Origin of the sequence: Amorphus coralli DSM 19760 (assembly GCF_000374525.1) — a bacterium.
In the GTDB taxonomy this organism is placed as follows: Bacteria; Pseudomonadota; Alphaproteobacteria; order Rhizobiales; family Amorphaceae; genus Amorphus; species Amorphus coralli.
In genome coordinates this window covers 119,890-139,486 of the sequence record NZ_KB894577.1, presented here as the reverse complement: position 1 = coordinate 139,486, position 19,597 = coordinate 119,890, and the positions used below count along the sequence as shown (strand labels likewise).

Sequence of the window (19,597 nt, the reverse complement as noted above, 5' to 3'; positions counted from 1 at the left end):
GCATCTTTCCGCACCGCAGGCGTAGGCCGCCCCGCTTCTCCCCGTTCAACCCTGCAGACCGGCCGGAAAGCGTACGAAACGCCTCCGGGTCGGCCGGAAGGGTCGGGACCCGCGCCAACAGCAGCGCACCCGGCCGAACGACACCGAGGAGCAGATTCCATGGCTTTCCACAAAGTCCCGAGCCTCGCGATTGCCGCGCTGCTCGCCTTCACCCCGGCCTCCGTTGCCTTCGCGCAGGACACCGGGTCCGACACGCCGGCCGTTCAGGCCGAAGCGGCGCCCGCCGCCTCCGGTCCGGACGCCAAGCGTGAGCGCGGTCCGCGCGGCAAGCGCATGACGATGATCGAACGTCTCGACACGAATGGTGACGGCAGCATCACCATCGAGGAGTTCGCCACGGTCGGCGAGCGTCCGATGGCCCGGTTCGATGCTGACGGCAACGGGTCGATCACCACCGACGAGATCGACGACGCGCTCGTCGAGCGCATGATCGAGCGCCGCCGCCAGCACATCCTCGACCGGTTCGACCTGGATGCCGACGGCACCATCACCGCCGAGGAGATGCAGCGTCAGCGCGAGAAGGTCTTTGCCCTGATGGATCGCAACGACGACGGCACGGTCGACGCCAAGGAGATGCGGACCTTCCGCAAGCTCATGCGCGAGATGGCCGGACCCGAGATGCACAAGGGCAAGGGGCCGGGCCACCTCAAGGGCAAGGGTCACGATGGCCACCGCGGCAAGCACCATGCCTCGCGCGGCGATGATTGCGGCCCGCGTGGCGGCGACCGTCATGGCTGGCGTGGCCACGGGGCGGACGGCCCGCGCGGCGAGCGCCCCGGCTGGCACCAGGGCGATATGCGCGGTGGTCCGGCCAACGGCCCTGACGCCGAATAGGACCGGGCACCTCCAAGCGCCTGCCTGAAACGCAGACGGCCGGGGTCGATACCGACCCCGGCCGTTTCTGCATGCGCATGGAATTGCGTCAGGAGAGCTTCTTGGCCTGCGGCTCGCGCGGAAGCTTCACGGTGACCACGGTGCCTTCGCCGACCTCGGAGCGGATGTCCATGGTGCCGGCGTGCATCTCCACCAGCGAGCGGGCGATGGCCAGACCCAGGCCCGAGCCCTGGTGGGTCTTGGTGAACTGGTTCTCCACCTGCACGAAGGGCTGGCCGAGCCGTTCCACCTCGCGCTTGGGAATGCCGATGCCGGTGTCCTCGACCGAAACGATGATCGCCTGCTGCTCCAGCCGGGCGCGCACGGTGACACGGCCGTTCTCCGGGGTGAACTTCACCGCGTTGGACATGAGGTTCAGCAGGATCTGCTTCATCGCGCGGCGGTCGACGTTGATGAGCATCTGCGGTGCGATGGAGGAGGCCAGCACGATGTCCTTCTCGCGGGCCGTCGGCGTCATGATGCGCGTGGCCTCGCCGACGAGCTCCTCCAGTTCCACCACCTCGACCGACAGGTCGACCTGGCCCGCCTCGATCCGCGACATGTCGAGAATGTCGTTGATGACGCCGAGCAGGTAGGTGCCGGAGTGATGGATGTCGTTGCAGTACTCCTCGTACTTCTCCGAGCCGAGCGAGCCGAACATGCCCTGCTGCATGATCTCGGAGAAGCCGATGATGGCGTTGAGCGGCGTGCGCAGCTCGTGGGAGATGTTGGCGAGGAACTCCGACTTCGCCTTGTTGGCGTCCTCGGCCCGGGTTTTCTCCTCCGCGTACTTCTCGGCGAGCTCGACCAGCTGGCGGGCCTGGCTTTCCAGCTTCTGGCGCGACTGGCGCAGGTCGACGACCGTGGCGCGCAGCTGGCGCTCGCTCTCCATCAGCCGTTCCTCGTGGCGCTTCAGCGCCGAGATGTCGGTGCCGACGGAGACGAAGCCGCCATCCTTGGTGCGGCGCTCATTGATCTGCAGCCAGCGGCCGTCGCCGAGTTCCGCCTCGTAGGAGCGCGCGCCTTCCTCCGTCTCGATCATCTCCGGCGGGGTCTGGCTGGAGACGATCGGCTGGCGGGCGGCCTGCATCACGGTCTGGTAGGGCGAGCCGGGACGGATGGCCTCGTCCGGAAGATTGTGCAGCGACTGGTACTTCGAGTTGCACATCACCAGCCGGTTTTCCGCGTCCCACAGCACGAAGGCTTCGGACACGGTCTCGATGGCGTCGCGCAGGCGCAGGTCGGCGGTGGCGGAGCGCTCCGCCATCAGCTTCTGCTCGGTGATGTCGAGCGCGATGCCGATCAGGTGCGGGGTGCCGTTGGCGCCATCGGACACGAGCTCGGCGCGGAAGCGCTGCCAGATCCACCGTCCGTCGGCATGGCGCATGCGGAAGGCGCGGTCGAGGATGGTGGTGTCGGTGGCCAGCATGGTTTCGGCGATGGCGTAGAGATCGCCGTCTTCCGGGTGCACCAGCTCGGCGAATTCACGGAAGCCCAGAAGCTCGTCACGCGGTTCCAGCCCGAGCACCTGGTACATGGAGGCCGACCAGAACATGCGACCGCGGGCAAGATCCCAGTCGAACAGGCCGCAGCGGCCGCGGGTGAGGGCGGTGTCGATGCGGGCCCGGGTGCTCTCGTAGATCTGGTCGGCGCTGCGGGCCCGGGTCGACTGGGCGTAGAAGGCATAGACCAAAACGAGGATCACGCCCGACGTGCAGACGAACAGGGTGACGTTGGCCGACAGATCGCGCCGCCAGCGCAAGAACACCGCTTCCACCGGCTGCGTGATGGTCACCATGCCGACATCTCCGTCCAGATGATGGACGGTGGCGTAGGTTGTGTCGTTCTGGCCAAGCGGGGTGATCTCCAGGACGCCAGCGCGCTCGCCGAAGGTGGTGAGCGGCTGGTTGGAGCCGAGGATCGCCGTCAGCGGCTGTCCGAGCAGCTCCGGCCGGTAGGGCGCGGTGGCGAGAATGGTTTCCGCGGCGTCCGCGACCACGATCTGGCGATCGTTGCGGGTCGCGCCGGAGGGAAGCGCCTCGGCGAGCGCCGCCGCGATCCGGCCGCGGTCGAGCGTGCCGGCGGCGCTGTCGGTGACGGCCGAGATCCGTGCCGACATGGCGCTCGCCATCAGGGCGAGATCCTGCTTGGCGGCCTCGTCGGTCGCCTCGTAGTCGGCGACGATGACCGCCGTCCGGTAGGCGGCGATGACCAGCACGAAAATGATCGTCAGGAAGGGGATGGCCTTGCGGAACAGCGGCTCCGTGTCGAGCAGCTGCCGATAGCCGGGCGCGGCGAGCAGGCGGACGTGACCGCTGAGACGTTCGGAAGGGGTCTCCGCCTCGCCGGTGGATGCCGGCGAAACGAGGCCCTGCAGCCTCTGCTGGGCCGCGGAAAAAAGCCATGAGATAGATGCGCGACGTCGAATGGTCGCGTGGGCCGCCCCCGCGCGCGCCATGGCAATATCCCCTGGAAACCGTTTGATTGCGTTAGCGAAACGCGCCGATCAGCGCCGAATCATTTCCATTTGAATCGACGCGAATCCTGTTGTCCAGCATTAAGATTAATTTTCCGTCAACCCGCGAATCCGGCTCGCGAATTTGGTTGCGCGGGCGGGCTGGAGCGGGTGTCGCGGGCGGGCGCAACCGGGCTGCCGGGGCAACTGATTTGCCCCGGCGCGTCGCTCGCCGTCGCCTGCCGGCGGTCAGTCGAGCATGCGGGTGACGATGTCCGACGTGTCGGTGGACAGGCCGGGGCGGTCGGCCACCCGCTGGAGCTCCGCCTTCGCGAGCGTGCGGCGTCCCGCCTCCAGGGAGCGCCAGGACCGGAACGCGGCCAGCATCCGAGCCGCGACCTGCGGGTTCTTCGGGTCCAACTCCATCACCACACCGGCAATGAAGCGGTAGCCGTCGCCGTCCGTGCGATGGAAGGACACCGGGTTGCCAGTGGCGTAGGCGCCGATCAGGGCTCGAATCCGGTTCGGGTTGGAGAAGGAGAAGGCCGGGTGGTCCATCAGCTTGCGGACCCGGTCGAGATTGTCCTCTTCCGGGATCATGGCCTGCAGCGACAACCACTTGTCCATGGCGAGCGCGTCGCCCGCAAACAGGTCGGCGTAGGTCTCGAACGCGGCCTCGGCAGAGGGCAGCCGGTGCATCGCCAGCGTCGACAGCGCGGCAAGCCGGTCGGTCATGTTGCGGGCGGTCTCGAAATGAGCGACCGCGCGGGCCTCCGCCCCATCGGCACCGGCCGAGACCAGATAGTCGAGCGCGAGATTGCGCAGCGCGCGGCGTCCCGTCGCCTCGGGATCCGGCGAATAGGCGCCTTCGTCGGCAAGCTCCCCGTAGAGCCGTTCCAGCGTTCCCGCGAGGGCCTGTCCCACCGCCGCCTTGATGGTGCGGCGAGCGACCGCGATCGCGGCCGGATCCACGTCCTCACCGATCTCGCGGAAGACATCGGACTCGGCCGGCAGCTGCAGAGCGAGTGCCCGGTAGGCCGGCTCCAGGCTGGCGTCCTCGGCGATGGTGGCCAGGCCTCGCAGGAAGTCCGGGTCGGTGATGACGTCGCCCTCGGCGCGCACCGCACGTGTCCCGGCCTGCAGTAGGTCCATGGCGATCCGCTGTGCCGCTTCCCAACGGTTGAACGGGTCGCTGTCATGAGCGAGCAGGAACAACCGGTCTTCCGAGGTTTCGTTGGATCGCAGGCGGACGGGAGCCGAAAAGCCGCGCAGCAGCGACGGCACCGGCTGGGCACCGATGCCGTGGAAGACGACCGTCTGCTCGGCCTCCTCCAGCATCAGGACGTCGCCTTCAACCCGCGCCCCCTCGACCCTGTCATAGGCCATGTCGTCGCCGTTGGGGCCGACCAGACCGAAGCGGATCGGCATCGGCATGGGCTGCTTGTCCGGCTGCCCTGGTGTTGCCGGAACGCTCTGGGAGAGGGTCAGCGTGTAGGTGTGATTGGCTCCGTCCCAGGACCCGTTGGCGGTCACCGTCGGGGTTCCGGCCTGGGCGTACCAGAGCAGCATCGCGTCCAGGTCGGTGCCGGTGGCATCGGCGAAGCAGGCGATGAAGTCCTCGATGGTGGCCGCGTCGCCGTCATGGCGCTCGAAATAGAGATCCATGCCGGCGCGGAATCCGTCCTCGCCCAGGCGGGTGGCGAGCATGCGGACCACCTCGGCGCCCTTCTCGTAGACGGTGGCCGTGTAGAAGTTGTTGATCTCGCGATAGGTCTGCGGCCTGACCGGATGGGCGAGGGGGCCGGCATCCTCGGGAAACTGGTGCGCCTTCAGGGTGCGCACGTCGGAAATGCGCTTCACCGGGCGCGAGCGCTCGTCGGAGGTGAACTCCTGGTCGCGGAAAACGGTGAGCCCTTCCTTCAGGCAGAGCTGGAACCAGTCACGACAGGTGATGCGGTCTCCGGTCCAGTTGTGAAAATATTCGTGGGCGATGACGCTCTCGATGCCGGCGTAGTCGACGTCGGTGGCCGTGGCCGGATCGGCAAGGATGTACTTGTCGTTGAAGATGTTGAGGCCCTTGTTCTCCATAGCCCCCATGTTGAAGTCGGACACGGCGACGATCATGAAAATGTCGAGGTCGTACTCGCGGCCGAAGCGCACCTCGTCCCAGCGCATGGAGCGCTTGAGGCTGTCCATGGCCCAGTCGCAGCGGGTTTCCTTGCCCTTTTCAACGTAGATCCGCAGATCGACGGTACGGCCAGAGGCGGTGACGAAGGTGTCGGAGATGTGGGCGAGGTCACCGGCGACGGCCGCGAACAGGTAGCTCGGCTTGCGGAACGGGTCGTGCCAGACGACGTAGTGCCGCCCGCCGTCGAGCTCGCCTTCCTCAATGGGATTGCCGTTGGAGAGAAGCACCGGGACCTGGTCCTTCGGGCCCTCCAGCCGCGTTGTGTAGACGGACAGGACGTCCGGTCGGTCGAGGAAGTAGGTGATGCGACGGAAGCCTTCGGGCTCGCACTGGGTGCAGTAGGTGCCGCTGGAGCGGAACAGCCCCATCAGGGCCGAATTGCCCTCCGGGTTGATCCGCGTCTCGATCGTCAGCCGGAAGGGGGCCGCCGGCGGCGATTTCAGGATGAAGGCGTCTGGGGTGGCGTCGAAGGCGTCTTCCGCCAGGGTGCTGCCATCGACCGACGCCGTCACGAACGTCAGGCCGTCGCCGACCAGCTCGAGCGGAGTGCCCTCGGCCGTGTCTTCACGCGGCTCGACGGCCAGCGTTGCCGCCACGCGGGTTTCAGTCGGATCGAGGCGGAAATCGAGGTTCACCGTATCGATCGCATAGTCCGTCGGGCGGTAGTCCTCGAGGCGGACGGTCTGGCCGGTCGAAGTCTTCATCGGGTGCGTCCCAAAATTGGCGGATGGGTGTGATCGACAGAGGTGTCCGGTTCGGCCGCGAAACCGTAGCAGCATGGCCGGATCCGTCATAACGCCCGCGACGGGGGTCGCGCTAGGGCGCGCTTGCCCGCCACGGGCTCGCCCCTATAGTGTGCGGCCAATCGCGAAAGCCCGAGTAGGAGACACACGGCATGACTGCTGCGGCCGATTCCGCCCCCAAGAAGACGACCTCCGCGTTCGTCTGGTCCGATCCCTTCCTTCTTGAGGATCAGCTCTCCGAAGAAGAGCGGATGATCCGTGACACGGCCGCCCAGTATGCGCAGGACAAGCTGCAGCCGCGGGTGATCGATGCCTATCGCGAAGAAAAGACCGACCGCGCCATTTTCAACGAGATGGGCGAGCTGGGTCTGCTCGGCGTAACCGTGCCGGAGGAATATGGCGGCGTCGGCGCCGGCTACGTCTCCTACGGCCTGGTGGCGCGCGAGGTGGAGCGTGTCGATTCCGGCTACCGTTCGATGATGAGCGTGCAGTCCTCGCTGGTCATGTACCCGATCTACGCCTACGGCGACGAAAACCAGCGCCACAAATATCTGCCGAAGCTCGCGTCCGGCGAGTTCGTCGGCTGTTTCGGCCTGACCGAGCCGGATGCCGGCTCCGATCCCGGCGGCATGAAGACCCGCGCCGACAAGGTGGACGGCGGTTACAAGCTGACCGGCACCAAGATGTGGATCTCCAACTCGCCCATCGCCGACGTGTTCGTCGTGTGGGCGAAGTCGGCCGCGCACGACGGCCAGATCCGCGGCTTCATCCTCGACAAGGGGATGGAGGGCCTCAGCGCGCCGAAGATCCAGGGCAAGCTGTCGCTGCGCGCCTCCATCACCGGCGAGATCGTCATGGATGGCGTGTTCGTGCCAGAGGAAAACCTGCTCCCCAACGTGGCCGGCCTGAAGGGGCCGTTCGGCTGTCTCAACCGCGCCCGCTACGGCATCGCCTGGGGCGCCATGGGCGCAGCCGAGTTCTGCTGGCACGCCGCGCGCCAGTACACCCTCGACCGCAAGCAGTTCGGTCGCCCGCTGGCCGCCACGCAGCTCGTGCAGCTCAAGCTGGCCAACATGCAGACCGAGATCTCGCTCGGCCTTCAGGCGGCATTGCAGGTCGGTCGCCTGTTCGACGACGGAAAGATGGCGCCCGAGATGATTTCCATCATCAAGCGCAACAACTGCGGCAAGGCCCTGGACATCGCCCGGCAGGCCCGCGACATGCACGGCGGCAACGGCATCTCCGAGGAGTTCCAGGTCATTCGCCACATGGCGAACCTGGAAACCGTCAACACGTACGAGGGTACGCACGACGTGCATGCCCTGATCCTGGGCCGGGCGCAGACGGGCATTCAGGCCTTCTCGTAGGGCGGCGCCCTTCCCGGCGTTTCCGGTCCGGCTGCCGCCTCGCTTTCGGCGCACTGTCGAGGTGAAAGGGGCGGTGGAGCGCAAGGGCCGGAAACGACAGGGGAGCGACAGCGGTGCGCGAGCGGAAGACGTCCGCCGGGGGCGATGAGCCCTCGGGGCCGGTTGTGGCGAAGGACGTTGCCCAGGCTGCGGCCTTGTCCAACGGCCGCTCCGCCGTGCGTGCGGCCGGCCGCTCCTCGAAGCCGGAAGCGCGCGAGGGCACTCGCCGCTGGCCGCGCATCTCGCTGGCGGTCTTCCTCGCCGGCACGTCGGGCTTGCTGGTCGCGGCTGCGATCCTGAGCGTGCTGGCGCTCACCATCAGCGCCAATTTCCAGAACACCTACACCCTTTTGAACGACAAGGCGGTCCTGGTGATGGAGACGCTCGTCGAGCGGATCACCGACCGCGTGGCCAACGTGGAGCCGTCGGTCGCGGCCCTGACGCGTCTCTACGAGACCGGCCAGATCGATCTGCAGCGCACGGACCGGCGGACCGCATTGTTCGAGGGCATGCTGGCGGCCGACGAGGCCATCCGCGCCATCGTCGTTTACACGCGCGATTTCAATGCCGAGGGCGTCTTTCGAGACGACAAGGGCAACTTCGAGTTCACCACCCAGACGGAGTCCGTGTCGCCCGTCATCGAGGAAGCCCTCAGAACAATTCGCCTTGGCGACCCGCCGAAGTGGGGGCCTCCCGTGCATGTCGCGGGGGCAACCTTCATGAATGTCGCGGCTCCGCTGGCCCGCAACGGGCGGCTCGAGGGCTACGTCGTGGCGGCGGTCGGCATCGACGGCTTTTCGTCGATCGTGGAGGACATCGGCCGGAAATTCTCCAGCGCCGTGGCGCTCTTGTATGGAGACGACACGGTCTTCGCCCACACCACCCTGACGGGCAAGCTGGTGCCGCTGGATGCGCAGGAGCAGGATCCGACGGTGCCCCTGGGCCGACTGGACGACCCCATCCTCAGCCAGTTTCCCGATCGCAAGCCGCTGGTCGGGTTCAGGCGGGCGTTTGACGCCGGGGTCTCCGTCAGCACCATCGAAACGACGGACGGGCCCTTCGTCGTGCTTGCCCGTGAGATCAGGGGGTACGGGCCCGAGCCCTGGTACGCGGTGCTGTTTCAGCCCGAATACGAGGTGATGGACGAGGTGCACCGGCTGCGCGGCTCCTTCCTGCTCGGGCTGGGCCTGCTGGTCCTTTCGGTGATCGTCGCCATCCTCACCGGCCGGGCCGTTGCCCGAGCCATCGGCCGCGTCGCGCCAGAGGCAGAACGGATTGCGCGATTCGAGTTCGACAACGTCAGCCGGCTGCCGGCGAGCCGCATCCACGAGGTCGACTCCGAAGCGCGCGCCTTCAATGCCATGGTCGATGGCCTGCGCACCTTTTCGCTCTACGTGCCGCGACAGCTCGTCCACCGGCTGATGCAGCTCGGCTTTGCCGAGGCGACCCGCAGCGGTTCGCAGCAGGCGACCGTGATGTTTACCGACATCGTTGGCTTCACGGCCCTGTCGGAGCGAATGAGCGCGGAGGAGGCGGCCGCGCTGCTCAACCGGCACTTCGCCGGCCTGGTCGCCTGCGTCGAGCAGGAGCAGGGCATCATCGACAAGTTCATGGGCGACGGAATGATGGCCTTCTGGGCCGAGCAGGACGTGCCCGATCATGCCGAGCGGGCGGTGCGTGCCGCACTGTCCATCCTGCATCACGCGGAGGAGTGCGCCCGGGAGGCCCGGGTGAGTGGCGCACCGGTCTTGAGGCTGCGCATCGGCATCCATTCCGGACCGGTGATCGTGGGTAATCTCGGATCGCCCGACCGGGTCAACTATACGATCGTCGGCGACACGGTGAACGTCGCGTCGCGCCTGGAATCGTTCGGACGCAACATCGACCCGCACGCCGACGCGATCCTGCTCGCCAGCGAGGAGACCGTGCGCAGGCTGGGCTATCCGGTCAGCCGCGAGGCCGTCGGTGCGGTCCATCTGCAGGGGCGCGAGGCGCTGGTGGAGATCTGGCGACTGATGGACGAGGCGGGGGTGCCCGGCCTGCGGGGGCCTGCCACCGAAGGAGATCCGGAGTGTTCGTAGCGGTGCTGGTGCGGCGCCTGAAAGACGGCGCGACCTTCGAAGCCTTCAAGGAAGCCTGGCTGGCAGAGGAGGGGCACTTCGGCCGTCCGGTGCACGTCACGCACGCGCGCAGCATCAAGGATCCCAGCGAGATCGTGTCCTATGCCCGGATGGACGTGACCCGCGAGGAGCTCGATGCGTGGCTTCAGCGGACCGCGGATGGCGAGGCGGCCAGGCACGAACGGATTGCTGCTCTTGTCGACAGGACCGTCGTGGCCGGCATTTACGAAGAGATCGACGAGACCGATCTCAGCTAGGACTGCGATCTTGGCCGACCGAAAGGACACGGTCGGCGCATTCCTCGCATTGCACGGTACCATTTCGCACTGCTTGTGCGTTAAAGCGGTCGGCGAGATCGTTTTCGGCCGCCGCAGTGATTTCCCTCGGCTGGAAAATGCTCTAGTGGGGAACGGCATCCGCCGTCGGGGAGGGGAGCCCGTGGCCGGACGGTAGCTTTGTCGGGGAGGACGAGTGAGCGTCGTATCCATACGGGATCTGTGCATCGACTATCACTCCGATAGCGGCACCACGCGCGCGGTCAACGGCGTCTCATTCGACGTTCCGAACGCCCGGACCATTGCGCTCGTAGGCGAGTCCGGCTGTGGAAAGTCGACCATTTCCCAGGCCGTCATGGGCCTTCTGCCCCCCGCCGCGAAGGTCGCATCCGGTCAGATCCTGTTCTCCGACCCGGCCGGAGAGGCCGCCCCGGTGGACATTGCGTCGCTGGAACGTGACGGACCGCTCATGCGCGACATCCGCGGCAACCGGATCGCAATGATCTTCCAGGAGCCGATGACCTCGCTGTCGCCGCTCCACACCATCGGCGATCAGATCGGCGAAGCGGCCCGGCTGCACCAGGACATGTCCCGCGAGGAGGCCCGGGAGGCCACCCGCGACATGCTCCGGCTGGTGCAGTTCCCCGATCCCGACCGTGCGCTCGATACCTATCCGTTCGAGCTCTCCGGCGGCCTGCGCCAGCGCGCCATGATCGCAATGGCGCTGATCTGCCGGCCGGCACTGCTGGTTGCCGACGAGCCGACCACCGCCCTCGACGTCACCATCCAGGCCGAGATCCTGAAGCTCATCCGCGACGTGCAGGAAGAGCTGCAGATGTCGGTACTGCTGATCACCCACGATTTCGGCGTGGTGGCCAATATGGCGGACGCGGTGGTGGTGGTCTACCAGGGTCGCGTCATGGAGGCGGGGCCGGTTGAGACCGTGTTCCGCGCGCCGGAGCATCCCTACCTGAAGGCGCTTCTCGACGCAGTGCCGACCTTTCACATGGATGCCAACGAGCGGCTCCAGCCGATCCGGCCCATCGCGCCGAAGATCGGCGGCCTTCTGTCCAAGGAGCGCGCGCCCGCCGAGGCGGCCGGCGCCCGGGCCGGGGAGCCGCTGCTCGTTGTCGACAACATCTCCAAGACGTTCGCGCTTCGCCAGGGCGGCAGCCTGTTCGGCAAGAGTCAGGGGCGTGTGCTGAAGGCGCTCGATGGTGTGTCGTTGACCATCCAGCGGGGCGAGTGTCTGGGTCTCGTCGGCGAATCCGGTTCCGGCAAGACCACCACGGCGAATGCCGTCATGCGGGCGCTGGACCTCGATGGCGGCAGTGTCCGGTTCGACGCGGGCAGGGGGCTGGAGGATATCTACGCCCTGCGCGGCGCGAACCTGATGGACTATCGCCGCCGCGTCCAGATGATCTTCCAGGACCCGTTCTCCTCGCTCAATCCGCGCATGTCGCTGAACGAGATCCTGATGGAGCCCCTCATCATCCACAATGTCGGCACCTCGGCGGAGCGTGCCGACTGGGTGCGCGAGCTGATGGCGCTCGTGGGGCTCGACCAGCGCTATCTGCGCCGCTATCCGCACTCGCTGTCCGGCGGTCAGCGCCAGCGTATCGGTATCGCCCGGGCACTCGCGCTCAGGCCCGATCTGGTTGTCTGCGACGAGCCGGTCTCCGCCCTGGACGTCTCGGTCCAGGCGCAGATCCTCAACCTCCTGCAGGACCTCAAGGCCGAACTTGGCCTGACCTACCTGTTCGTCAGCCACAACCTCGCGGTCGTGGACTACCTGTCGGAGCGCGTCGCGGTGATGTGCAAGGGCCGGCTGGTGGAAATGGGCCCGACCTCGACGGTCGTGAACGATCCCCAGCACCCCTACACCCAGGCGCTGCTGGCCGCCGTGCCGGAAGCCAGCCTCGACCACCCGCTCGACTTCGATCACCTGTCGCAGACGCGAGCCTCGCAGCCGTCTGCCTGGCCGGAGCCATACCGGCTGGATGCGGACACGCAGCCCGTTCTCGTCGAAGTCTCGCCGGATCATTTCGTCTGCGCGCCCGGTCTCGCAAGCCCGTCCCTGAAGGAAGCCGTGTGATGCTCACTCGTCTCGTTCTCGCCACTCTCGCTCTCGCTCTGGCCGGATCATCGGGCTCCTTGGCGCAGGATCTGCCGGAGCTGAAGGAAACGCCGACCCTGTCGCGGACGCACCCCGACGGATTGCCGCCGCTTGCCGAGCGCATCCCTGCCGATCCGCTGATTGTCGATCTTCCGGAAGAGGGCCGAGACACGGGCATTCCCGGCGGCGACATCGAAACGCTGATCGGCCGGGCCAAGGACGTACGCCTAATCAATGTGTGGGGATATGCCCGCCTTGTCGGTTACACCTCGGAGCTGGACCTGGTGCCGGACATTCTCGCCGACGTGCAGGTCGAGGACGGCGCTTCCTTCACGCTGTTCCTGCGGGAGGGACACAAATGGTCTGACGGTACGCCGTTCACCTCGGAGGATTTCCGCTACTACTGGGAAGACGTGATCAGCAACAAGGAGCTGACGCCGTCCGGGCCTCCGCCGTTCATGCTGGTGAACGGCACGCCGCCGATTTTCGAGGTCATCGACGACACCACGGTGCGTTACACGTGGCCCGAGCCGAACCCGCAGTTTCTGCCGACCCTGGCGCAGTCTGCGCCGCCGTTCATCTATCGCCCGGCCCACTATCTGAAGCAGTTCCACAAGGCCTACGGTGATCCCGACGCGATCCAGTCTGCGGTCGAAGAGGAGAAGGTCCGCAACTGGGCTCAGCTCCATAACCAGCAGGACGAGATGTACGACGCCACCAACCCGGACCTGCCCTCGCTGCAGCCGTGGGTGCCGTCGAAGCTGGGCACGGACCGGCGCGCCATCATGATCCGCAACCCCTTCTATCACCGCATCGATTCCACCGGGCAGCAGCTTCCCTACGTCGATCGGGTGGTCATGAACGTGTCCGAGGGCAGCCTGATCGCCGCCAAGACCCAGGCCGGCGAGGTCGACCTGCAGGCGCGGGGGCTCGGCTTCTCCGATATCACCGTCCTGAAGCGCGGCGAGGAGAGCGAGGGCTACAAGACCCGGCTCTGGCCGATCGCCAAGGCCAACCAGATCACCATCTACCCGAACCTGACCCTGAACGACCCGGTGCTGCGCAAGCTCTTCCGCGACGTGCGCTTCCGCCGCGCCCTGTCGCTCGCCATCGACCGCGATGCGATCAATCGCGTGCTGTTCTTCGGCCTCGCCAAGCCCAGCAACAACGCGGTTCTCGATGCCAGCCCCCTGTTCAAGGAAGAGTATCAGACAGTCTGGGCCCAGTTCGACCTGGAGCAGGCGGGTGCGCTGCTCGACGAGGTAGGGCTGACCGAGCGTCGCTCCGACGGCGTGCGCATCCTGGAGGACGGTCGCCCGCTGGAGCTGATCATCGAGACCTCGGGCGAGAGCAGCGAGGAAATCGATGCGCTTGAGCTGATCAAGGATACCTGGGCGGAGATCGGCGTCGGCATGTTCATCCGGCCCAGCCAGCGCGACATCCTGCGCAACCGGGCGTTCGCGGGCGAATTGCAGATGCTGGTCTGGTCGGGCTTCGACAACGGCATCCCCACCCCGGAAATGGCGCCGCATCAGCGCGTGCCGCTGGATACGACGTTCTATGTCGGGCCGGCCTGGGGCGCCTACGTGATGAGCAAGGGCGAGAGCGGCCTGCAGATCGACTACGAGCCGGTGCAGAAGCTGTACCAGGCTTACCAGGACTGGCTGCTGGCCGAGGACGGCGAGGCGATGGCCGCGAAGTGGCACGAGATCCTCCGGATCCACGCCGAGGAGCAGCTGACCATCGGCACCGTCGCCGGCGTTCGCCAGCCGGTGGTGGTGAAGGACCGGCTCAAGAACGTGCCGGAGAAGGGCGTCTATGGCTGGGATCCCGGCGCCCAGTTCGGTATCTATCGCATGGACGAGTTCTTCTTCGACCAGTCCGAATAGGATGATCGGCATGGCGGCGGTCGTTTGCGCCCGGCTGGGTGCAGCGCCGCCGCCCGGTCGGAGGCTCGGCTCCTGACCGTTCCTTAAACCGGCTCCTCGTTCTGCAAGGACGGGAGGCCGAGCGACAGCGAGATCATGGGCGTCTACATCCTCAAACGGCTGCTGACGATGGTGCCGACGCTGTTCGTCATCAGCTTCCTCATCTTCGCGATCATCGAGTTGCCGCCCGGCGACTATCTGTCGAACCAGATCGAGCAGCTGCGCATGCAGGGCGAGCAGGCAGCGATCGCCCGCGTCGAGTTCCTGCGCGACCAGTTCGCCCTCGATCGTCCGTTCATCGAGCGCTACGCCATCTGGGTCGGGATCTGGCCGGGACCGAACGGCTTCGACGGGCTCATCCAGGGCAACTGGGGCTGGTCGTTCGAGTTCCAGAAGCCGGTTGACGAGGTGGTCTCGGGGACGCTGCTCCTGACCGTCGTCCTGAACTTCGCCACCATCCTCTTCGTCTACATCGTGTCCTTCCCGATCGGCATTTACTCCGCCACGCGCCAGTACTCCTGGGGCGACTACGGCTTCACCTTCCTTGGCTATATCGGCCTGGCCACGCCCAACTTCCTGCTCGGCCTGATCCTGCTGTTCCTGGCGAACGCATGGTTCGATCTGTCCATCGGCGGCCTGATGGATCCCCAATATGTCGACCAGCCCATGAGCCTGGCCAAGCTCGGATCGATCCTCGCCCACCTCATCGTGCCGACCATCGTTATCGGCACTGCCGGAACGGCAGCCATGATCCGGCGCCTGCGGGCCAACCTGCTCGACGAACTGCACCGGCAATACGTGACCACCGCGCGCGCCAAGGGGCTGAAGGAAAACAAGCTGCTCCTGAAGTACCCGCTGCGGATGGCGCTGAACCCGTTCATCTCCGACATCGGCAACCTGATCCCGTCGCTGGTGTCGGGCTCGGTCATCGTCTCGGTTGTGCTCAACCTGCCGACCGTAGGTCCGGTGCTGCTCTCCGCCCTGCAGTCGCAGGACCAGTTCCTGGCCGGCTTCATCCTGCTGTTCGTTGCGGTGCTGACCCTTCTCGGGATGCTGGTCTCCGACCTGCTTCTCGCCGTTCTCGATCCCCGGATTCGTCTTGGAGGCCAGGCAAAGACATGAGCCACCTGTCCCCCATGACCGAGCACTATGTCGACCGCGAGCCGTTCGATCCGCAGGAGGCCGAGACCCTCACCCCCGAGCAGGAGAAGTTCTACCAGGCCTCGCAATGGCGGATCATCTGGTGGCGCTTCCGCCGTCACAAGCTGGCGGTCTGGTCAGGCGCCATCCTGGTGCTGTTCTATCTCTGCGTTCCGTTCGCCGAGGTGATCGCGCCCTACGACCCGAACACGCGCGACAACAACCACCTCTACGCCCCGCCGCAACTGCCCCACCTTTTCCACGAGGGCCGGTTCGTCGGGCCGTTCGTCTACGGCTACGATTCCCAGGTCAATCTCGACACGCTGCAGTGGGAGTATTCGCCCGACCGCACGGACGTGCAGAAGCTGCGATTCTTCTGCCTCGGCGACGACTACGACTTCTGGGGGCTGGGCGAGGGGACATTCCACCTGGTCTGCCCGGCCAAGGGCGGTACGGCCTTCTTCCTCGGTACCGACCGGCTGGGGCGTGATGTGCTGTCGGGCCTCGTCTACGGAGCCAGGCTCTCGCTGACCATCGGCCTCGTCGGCGTGGCCATCTCCATCCTGCTCGGCATGTTCTTCGGCGGGCTGGCCGGCTATCTCGGCGGCATCGTCGATTCGGCGATCATGCGACTGATCGAGATCCTCCGCTCGCTGCCGGAGCTTCCCCTCTGGATGGCCCTGTCTGCGGCCATCCCCGTGACCTGGAGCCAGGGCTGGGTCTATTTCGGCATCACCATCATTCTCGGGCTGCTCGACTGGCCGGGCCTGGCGCGCGCGGTGCGCTCCAAGCTCCTGTCGCTGCGCGAGGAAGACTACGCCAAGGCCGCCGTCCTGATGGGCGCGCCGTCCGGACGGGTGATCCGCAAGCACCTCTTGCCGGGCTTCACCAGCCACATCATCGCCTCCGCGACGCTGTCGATCCCGACCATGATCCTCGGCGAAACGGCCCTGTCGTTCCTGAATCTCGGCCTGCAGCGTCCGGCGGTGTCGTGGGGCGTGATGCTCAACGAGGCCCAGAACATCACCGTGGTGACGGTCTATCCGTGGCTGATGGCGCCGGTGATCCCGGTGATCATCGTGGTGCTCGCCTTCAACTTCCTCGGCGATGGCCTGCGGGACGCGGCGGACCCGTACAAGCACTAAGTCCGGGCACTGCGGCGGGGTTTGTCGACCGCCGTTGCCCCGCCGCGCGGGGCGGTGCTATCAAGCGGCGAACCCCGCGCCGGCAACGGCGCGGATTCTCGGAATTTCGGGTTTCGGAGACCGCACCATGTCGGTGGATTCCAGCACGGTGAAGCACGTGGCCTCGCTCGCGCGGATTGCTGTGACGCCGGAAGAGGCGGAACGGCTGACGGCCGAGCTCAACGGCATTCTCGCCTTCGTCGACGAGCTCGACGAAGTGGACGTGACCGACGTGCCGCCGATGACGGCCGTCGTGGCCACCGCCATGAAAATGCGTGAGGACCGCGTCACCGACGGCGACCGCGTCGACGAGGTGCTGTCCAACGCACCGGAGTCCGAGGACGGCTACTTCCTCGTTCCCAAGGTGGTCGAGTAATCCTCCCGCCTTCCTGTCCCGTTTGATGTCTGCCCGTCCGCGCATCCGGCGCGGGCAGGGCGCCTGAGCAAAGGATCGACCCCGTGACGGATCTGACGGCGCTATCGCTCTGCGAAGCCCGCGACGGCCTCGCTGCCGGCGAGTTCACCTCCAGCGAGCTCACCGACGCCTATCTCTCGGCCATCGAGGGTGCGCGCGGGCTGAATGCCTACGTGCTGGAGACGCCGGAGAAGGCGCGCGAGATGGCCGCTGCCTCCGACAAGCGCCGCGCCGAGGGCAAGGCCGGCGCGCTCGAAGGCGTCCCGTTCGGCGTGAAGGACCTGTTCTGCACGAAGGGGATCCGCTCCACGGCGTGTTCCAACATCCTCGGCAACTTCGTTCCGCCCTACGAATCCACCGTCACCGAGAATCTCTGGGCCTCCGGTGCGGTGCTCCTCGGCAAGCTCAACATGGATGAGTTCGCCATGGGCTCGTCCAACGAGAACTCGGCGTTCGGTACGGTCGTGAACCCCTGGAAGGCGGCCGGTGACGACACGCCGCGCACCCCGGGTGGCTCCTCCGGCGGGTCCGCAGCCGCCGTTGCCGCCCACCTGTGCGCCGCAGCGCTGGGGACCGATACCGGCGGATCGATCCGCCAGCCCGCGGCCCTGACCGGCACCGTCGGCCTGAAGCCGACCTACGGCCGCTGCTCGCGCTACGGCATCGTTGCCTATGCCTCGTCGCTCGATCAGGCCGGCCCGGTGGCGCGGACGGTGCGCGACGCCGCCGCGATCCTGAAGGTGATCGCCAGCGTCGATGACAAGGACACCACCTCGGTGGATGCGCCGGTGGAGGACTACGAGGCGGCCCTCGAGGCGCCCATGAAGGGGCTGAAGATCGGCCTGCCGAAGGAATACCGGGTCGACGGCATGCCGGCCGAGATCGAGGAATCCTGGCAGAAAGGTGCCGACTGGCTGCGCGCCGCCGGTGCCGAGGTCGTCGAGGTCTCCCTGCCGCATACGAAGTACGCCCTGCCGGCCTACTATATCGTGGCGCTGGCCGAGGCCTCGTCCAACCTCGCGCGCTATGACGGCGTGCGCTACGGCGAGCGCGTGCCGGCCGACGAGATCGTCGAGATGTACCAGAAGACCCGTGCCGCCGGCTTCGGCGAGGAGGTCAAGCGGCGCATCCTGCTCGGCACCTACGTGCTCTCTGCCGGCTACTACGACGCCTACTATCTGAAGGCCCAGAAGGTCCGCACGCTCATCAAGCGCGACTTCGAGACCATCTTCGCCGACGGTGTCGACGCGGTCCTCGCGCCCGTGACGCCGGGCCCTGCCTTCCCGCTGGGCGCCAAGACCGACGATCCGGTCGAGATGTATCTCTCCGACGTCTTCACGGTCCCGATCAACATGGCCGGCCTGCCGTCCATCGCGGTTCCCGCCGGCCTGTCGTCGGAGGGCCTGCCGCTCGGTCTGCAGCTCATCGGGCAGCCGTTCCGTGAGGCTGGCCTGTTCGCGCCCGCCCGCGCCATCGAGGAAGCCGCCGGCTCCTTCACCGCCACCAAGTGGTGGGCCTGAGCGAAGCCAGGGACTGTTATCGTACGGCTTTCCGGCCCGGCTTTGCGTTGAAGTGCCAACCCATTGCCGGGTCCGAGCTGCTTAACGATTGGGATTGGGTTGCCAGGCCTCTGACAGGTCTCGCGCACCATCCAAGACCCGCATGATCCGCACTGTCGTGACTGTGTGGTCGTAGAGAATGAGCCAGCGGCCACAGACGAGGCTGCGGGCATCCGGATGGATCTCGGGTCGCGCGGGCCCCAGATCCGGACGATCGGCCAGTTGCCGGATTCGCACATCGAGGCGGTCTACGATCTCCTCGGCGCGACGTTCGCCATCCCGTTCGGCAATCCAGGTCCAGAGTTCCGTGATGTCGGCACGAGCCATTGCCGAATAGACGATCGAGGCCATTCCATTCAGGCTTTCGCGGCGAGGCGCCTCCGCCCTTCGGAGCGGACGGCCTCGCGGTCGAGGGGTGCAAAGTCGCCGCTCTCCTGGCCTTCCTGGTAGGAATGTTGCAGCCAGCGGAGCTTCTCGGCCTCTGCCTGATCGTGCTTCTCAAGCAGGCGCAAGGCCTCGCGAACCACCTCGCTTGACGACGTGTAACGTCCGGAATCGACCTTGGATTTGACGTAGCGATGCAGCTCGTCGGTGAGCGAGACGTTCAGGTTCATTGCGACCTCCCATGCGGCAAGCAGCTCGAGGATACCTGGCAGTGTAGCAAAGTTTGGCATTCTCTGTGCCAGTGCACGTGCCAAGCTGCATATGAAAAAAGGCGCTGCCGGTGATCGCCGGCAGCGCCTTTCTTGTGTCAGGCACGAAGGTGGAGACGGTCAGGCGGTCTCGCGGACCGAGATGCCATTGTCCTTGAAGTGGGTCTGCAGTTCACCCGCCTGGAACATCTCGCGGATGATGTCGCAACCGCCGACGAACTCGCCCTTCACGTAGAGCTGCGGAATCGTCGGCCAGTTGGAATAGTCCTTGATCCCCTGGCGCAGGTCGTCGGACTCCAGAACGTTCACGCCCTGATACTGCACGCCAAGATAGTCGAGGATCTGGATGACCTGGCCGGAAAACCCGCACTGCGGGAAGGTCGGCGTCCCCTTCATGAAGAGGATGACGTCGTTGTCACGGACGGTGTCGGCAATCCAGGTTTTCACGTCGCTCATTCGAAAGTCTCCGTATCCGGCCGGGG

At 66.4% G+C, this 19,597-nt stretch carries 15 protein-coding genes; 10 read left to right on the top strand and 5 right to left on the bottom strand.

The window, feature by feature from the left end; translation table 11 throughout:
* The first annotated feature begins 159 nt into the window (after positions 1–159).
* Positions 160–894 (top strand): EF-hand domain-containing protein, encoded by a 735-nt coding sequence (locus C507_RS22005; RefSeq protein ID WP_018701226.1) that lies wholly within the window; start codon positions 160–162, stop codon positions 892–894.
* A gap of 88 nt (positions 895–982) precedes the next feature.
* Here C507_RS22005 and C507_RS0118560 read toward each other — a convergent pair whose 3' ends face one another.
* Positions 983–3,391 carry a PAS domain-containing sensor histidine kinase gene (locus C507_RS0118560; protein ID WP_018701225.1) on the bottom strand — a complete coding sequence of 803 codons (2,409 nt, stop codon included), beginning with the start codon at positions 3,389–3,391 and terminating at the stop codon, positions 983–985.
* A 246-nt stretch (positions 3,392–3,637) separates the two neighbouring features.
* Positions 3,638–6,280 (bottom strand): aminopeptidase N, encoded by a 2,643-nt coding sequence (pepN, locus tag C507_RS0118555; RefSeq protein WP_018701224.1) that lies wholly within the window; start codon positions 6,278–6,280, stop codon positions 3,638–3,640.
* Positions 6,281–6,471: 191 nt separating this feature from the next.
* On the opposite strand from pepN, the gene C507_RS0118550 reads away from it, so the two are divergent.
* From C507_RS0118550 to gatA, 9 genes are all read left to right on the top strand, one after another.
* Positions 6,472–7,686 carry an acyl-CoA dehydrogenase gene (locus C507_RS0118550; protein ID WP_018701223.1) on the top strand — a complete coding sequence of 405 codons (1,215 nt, stop codon included), beginning with the start codon at positions 6,472–6,474 and terminating at the stop codon, positions 7,684–7,686.
* A 113-nt stretch (positions 7,687–7,799) separates the two neighbouring features.
* Positions 7,800–9,806 carry an adenylate/guanylate cyclase domain-containing protein gene (locus C507_RS0118540; protein WP_018701222.1) on the top strand — a complete coding sequence of 669 codons (2,007 nt, stop codon included), beginning with the start codon at positions 7,800–7,802 and terminating at the stop codon, positions 9,804–9,806.
* Positions 9,797–10,102 carry a hypothetical protein gene (locus tag C507_RS0118535; protein WP_018701221.1) on the top strand — a complete coding sequence of 102 codons (306 nt, stop codon included), beginning with the start codon at positions 9,797–9,799 and terminating at the stop codon, positions 10,100–10,102. The genes C507_RS0118540 and C507_RS0118535 overlap by 10 nt, the downstream gene beginning before the upstream one ends.
* A gap of 214 nt (positions 10,103–10,316) precedes the next feature.
* Positions 10,317–12,215 carry an ABC transporter ATP-binding protein gene (locus C507_RS0118530; protein WP_018701220.1) on the top strand — a complete coding sequence of 633 codons (1,899 nt, stop codon included), beginning with the start codon at positions 10,317–10,319 and terminating at the stop codon, positions 12,213–12,215.
* Positions 12,215–14,125, top strand: a complete 1,911-nt coding sequence (locus tag C507_RS0118525; RefSeq protein WP_018701219.1) for an ABC transporter substrate-binding protein — start codon at positions 12,215–12,217, stop codon at positions 14,123–14,125. The genes C507_RS0118530 and C507_RS0118525 overlap by 1 nt, the downstream gene beginning before the upstream one ends.
* Before the next feature lie 135 nt (positions 14,126–14,260).
* A complete protein-coding gene (locus C507_RS0118520; RefSeq protein ID WP_018701218.1) occupies positions 14,261–15,286 on the top strand; it encodes an ABC transporter permease in 1,026 nt (341 codons plus the stop codon).
* The gene (locus tag C507_RS0118515) at positions 15,283–16,449 is read left to right on the top strand and encodes an ABC transporter permease (RefSeq protein WP_026319238.1); all 1,167 of its coding nucleotides are present in this window, start codon (positions 15,283–15,285) and stop codon (positions 16,447–16,449) included. The genes C507_RS0118520 and C507_RS0118515 overlap by 4 nt, the downstream gene beginning before the upstream one ends.
* Positions 16,450–16,576: 127 nt before the next feature.
* Positions 16,577–16,864, top strand: a complete 288-nt coding sequence (gatC, locus tag C507_RS0118510; RefSeq protein WP_018701216.1) for an Asp-tRNA(Asn)/Glu-tRNA(Gln) amidotransferase subunit GatC — start codon at positions 16,577–16,579, stop codon at positions 16,862–16,864.
* An 83-nt stretch (positions 16,865–16,947) separates the two neighbouring features.
* On the top strand, positions 16,948–18,423 hold the full coding sequence (gatA, locus tag C507_RS0118505; RefSeq protein ID WP_018701215.1) for an Asp-tRNA(Asn)/Glu-tRNA(Gln) amidotransferase subunit GatA: 1,476 nt from the start codon (positions 16,948–16,950) through the stop codon (positions 18,421–18,423).
* A gap of 81 nt (positions 18,424–18,504) precedes the next feature.
* On the opposite strand, the gene C507_RS0118500 is transcribed toward gatA, so the two are convergent.
* The 3 genes from C507_RS0118500 to grxD all read right to left on the bottom strand — a co-directional run bounded on the left by C507_RS0118500 (position 18,505) and on the right by grxD (position 19,571).
* Positions 18,505–18,813, bottom strand: a complete 309-nt coding sequence (locus tag C507_RS0118500) for a type II toxin-antitoxin system RelE/ParE family toxin (RefSeq protein ID WP_018701214.1) — start codon at positions 18,811–18,813, stop codon at positions 18,505–18,507.
* A 5-nt stretch (positions 18,814–18,818) separates the two neighbouring features.
* The gene (locus C507_RS0118495) at positions 18,819–19,076 is read right to left on the bottom strand and encodes a type II toxin-antitoxin system ParD family antitoxin (RefSeq protein WP_018701213.1); all 258 of its coding nucleotides are present in this window, start codon (positions 19,074–19,076) and stop codon (positions 18,819–18,821) included.
* Positions 19,077–19,235: 159 nt separating this feature from the next.
* A complete protein-coding gene (gene grxD / locus C507_RS0118490; RefSeq protein WP_018701212.1) occupies positions 19,236–19,571 on the bottom strand; it encodes a Grx4 family monothiol glutaredoxin in 336 nt (111 codons plus the stop codon).
* Positions 19,572–19,597 lie beyond the last annotated feature (26 nt).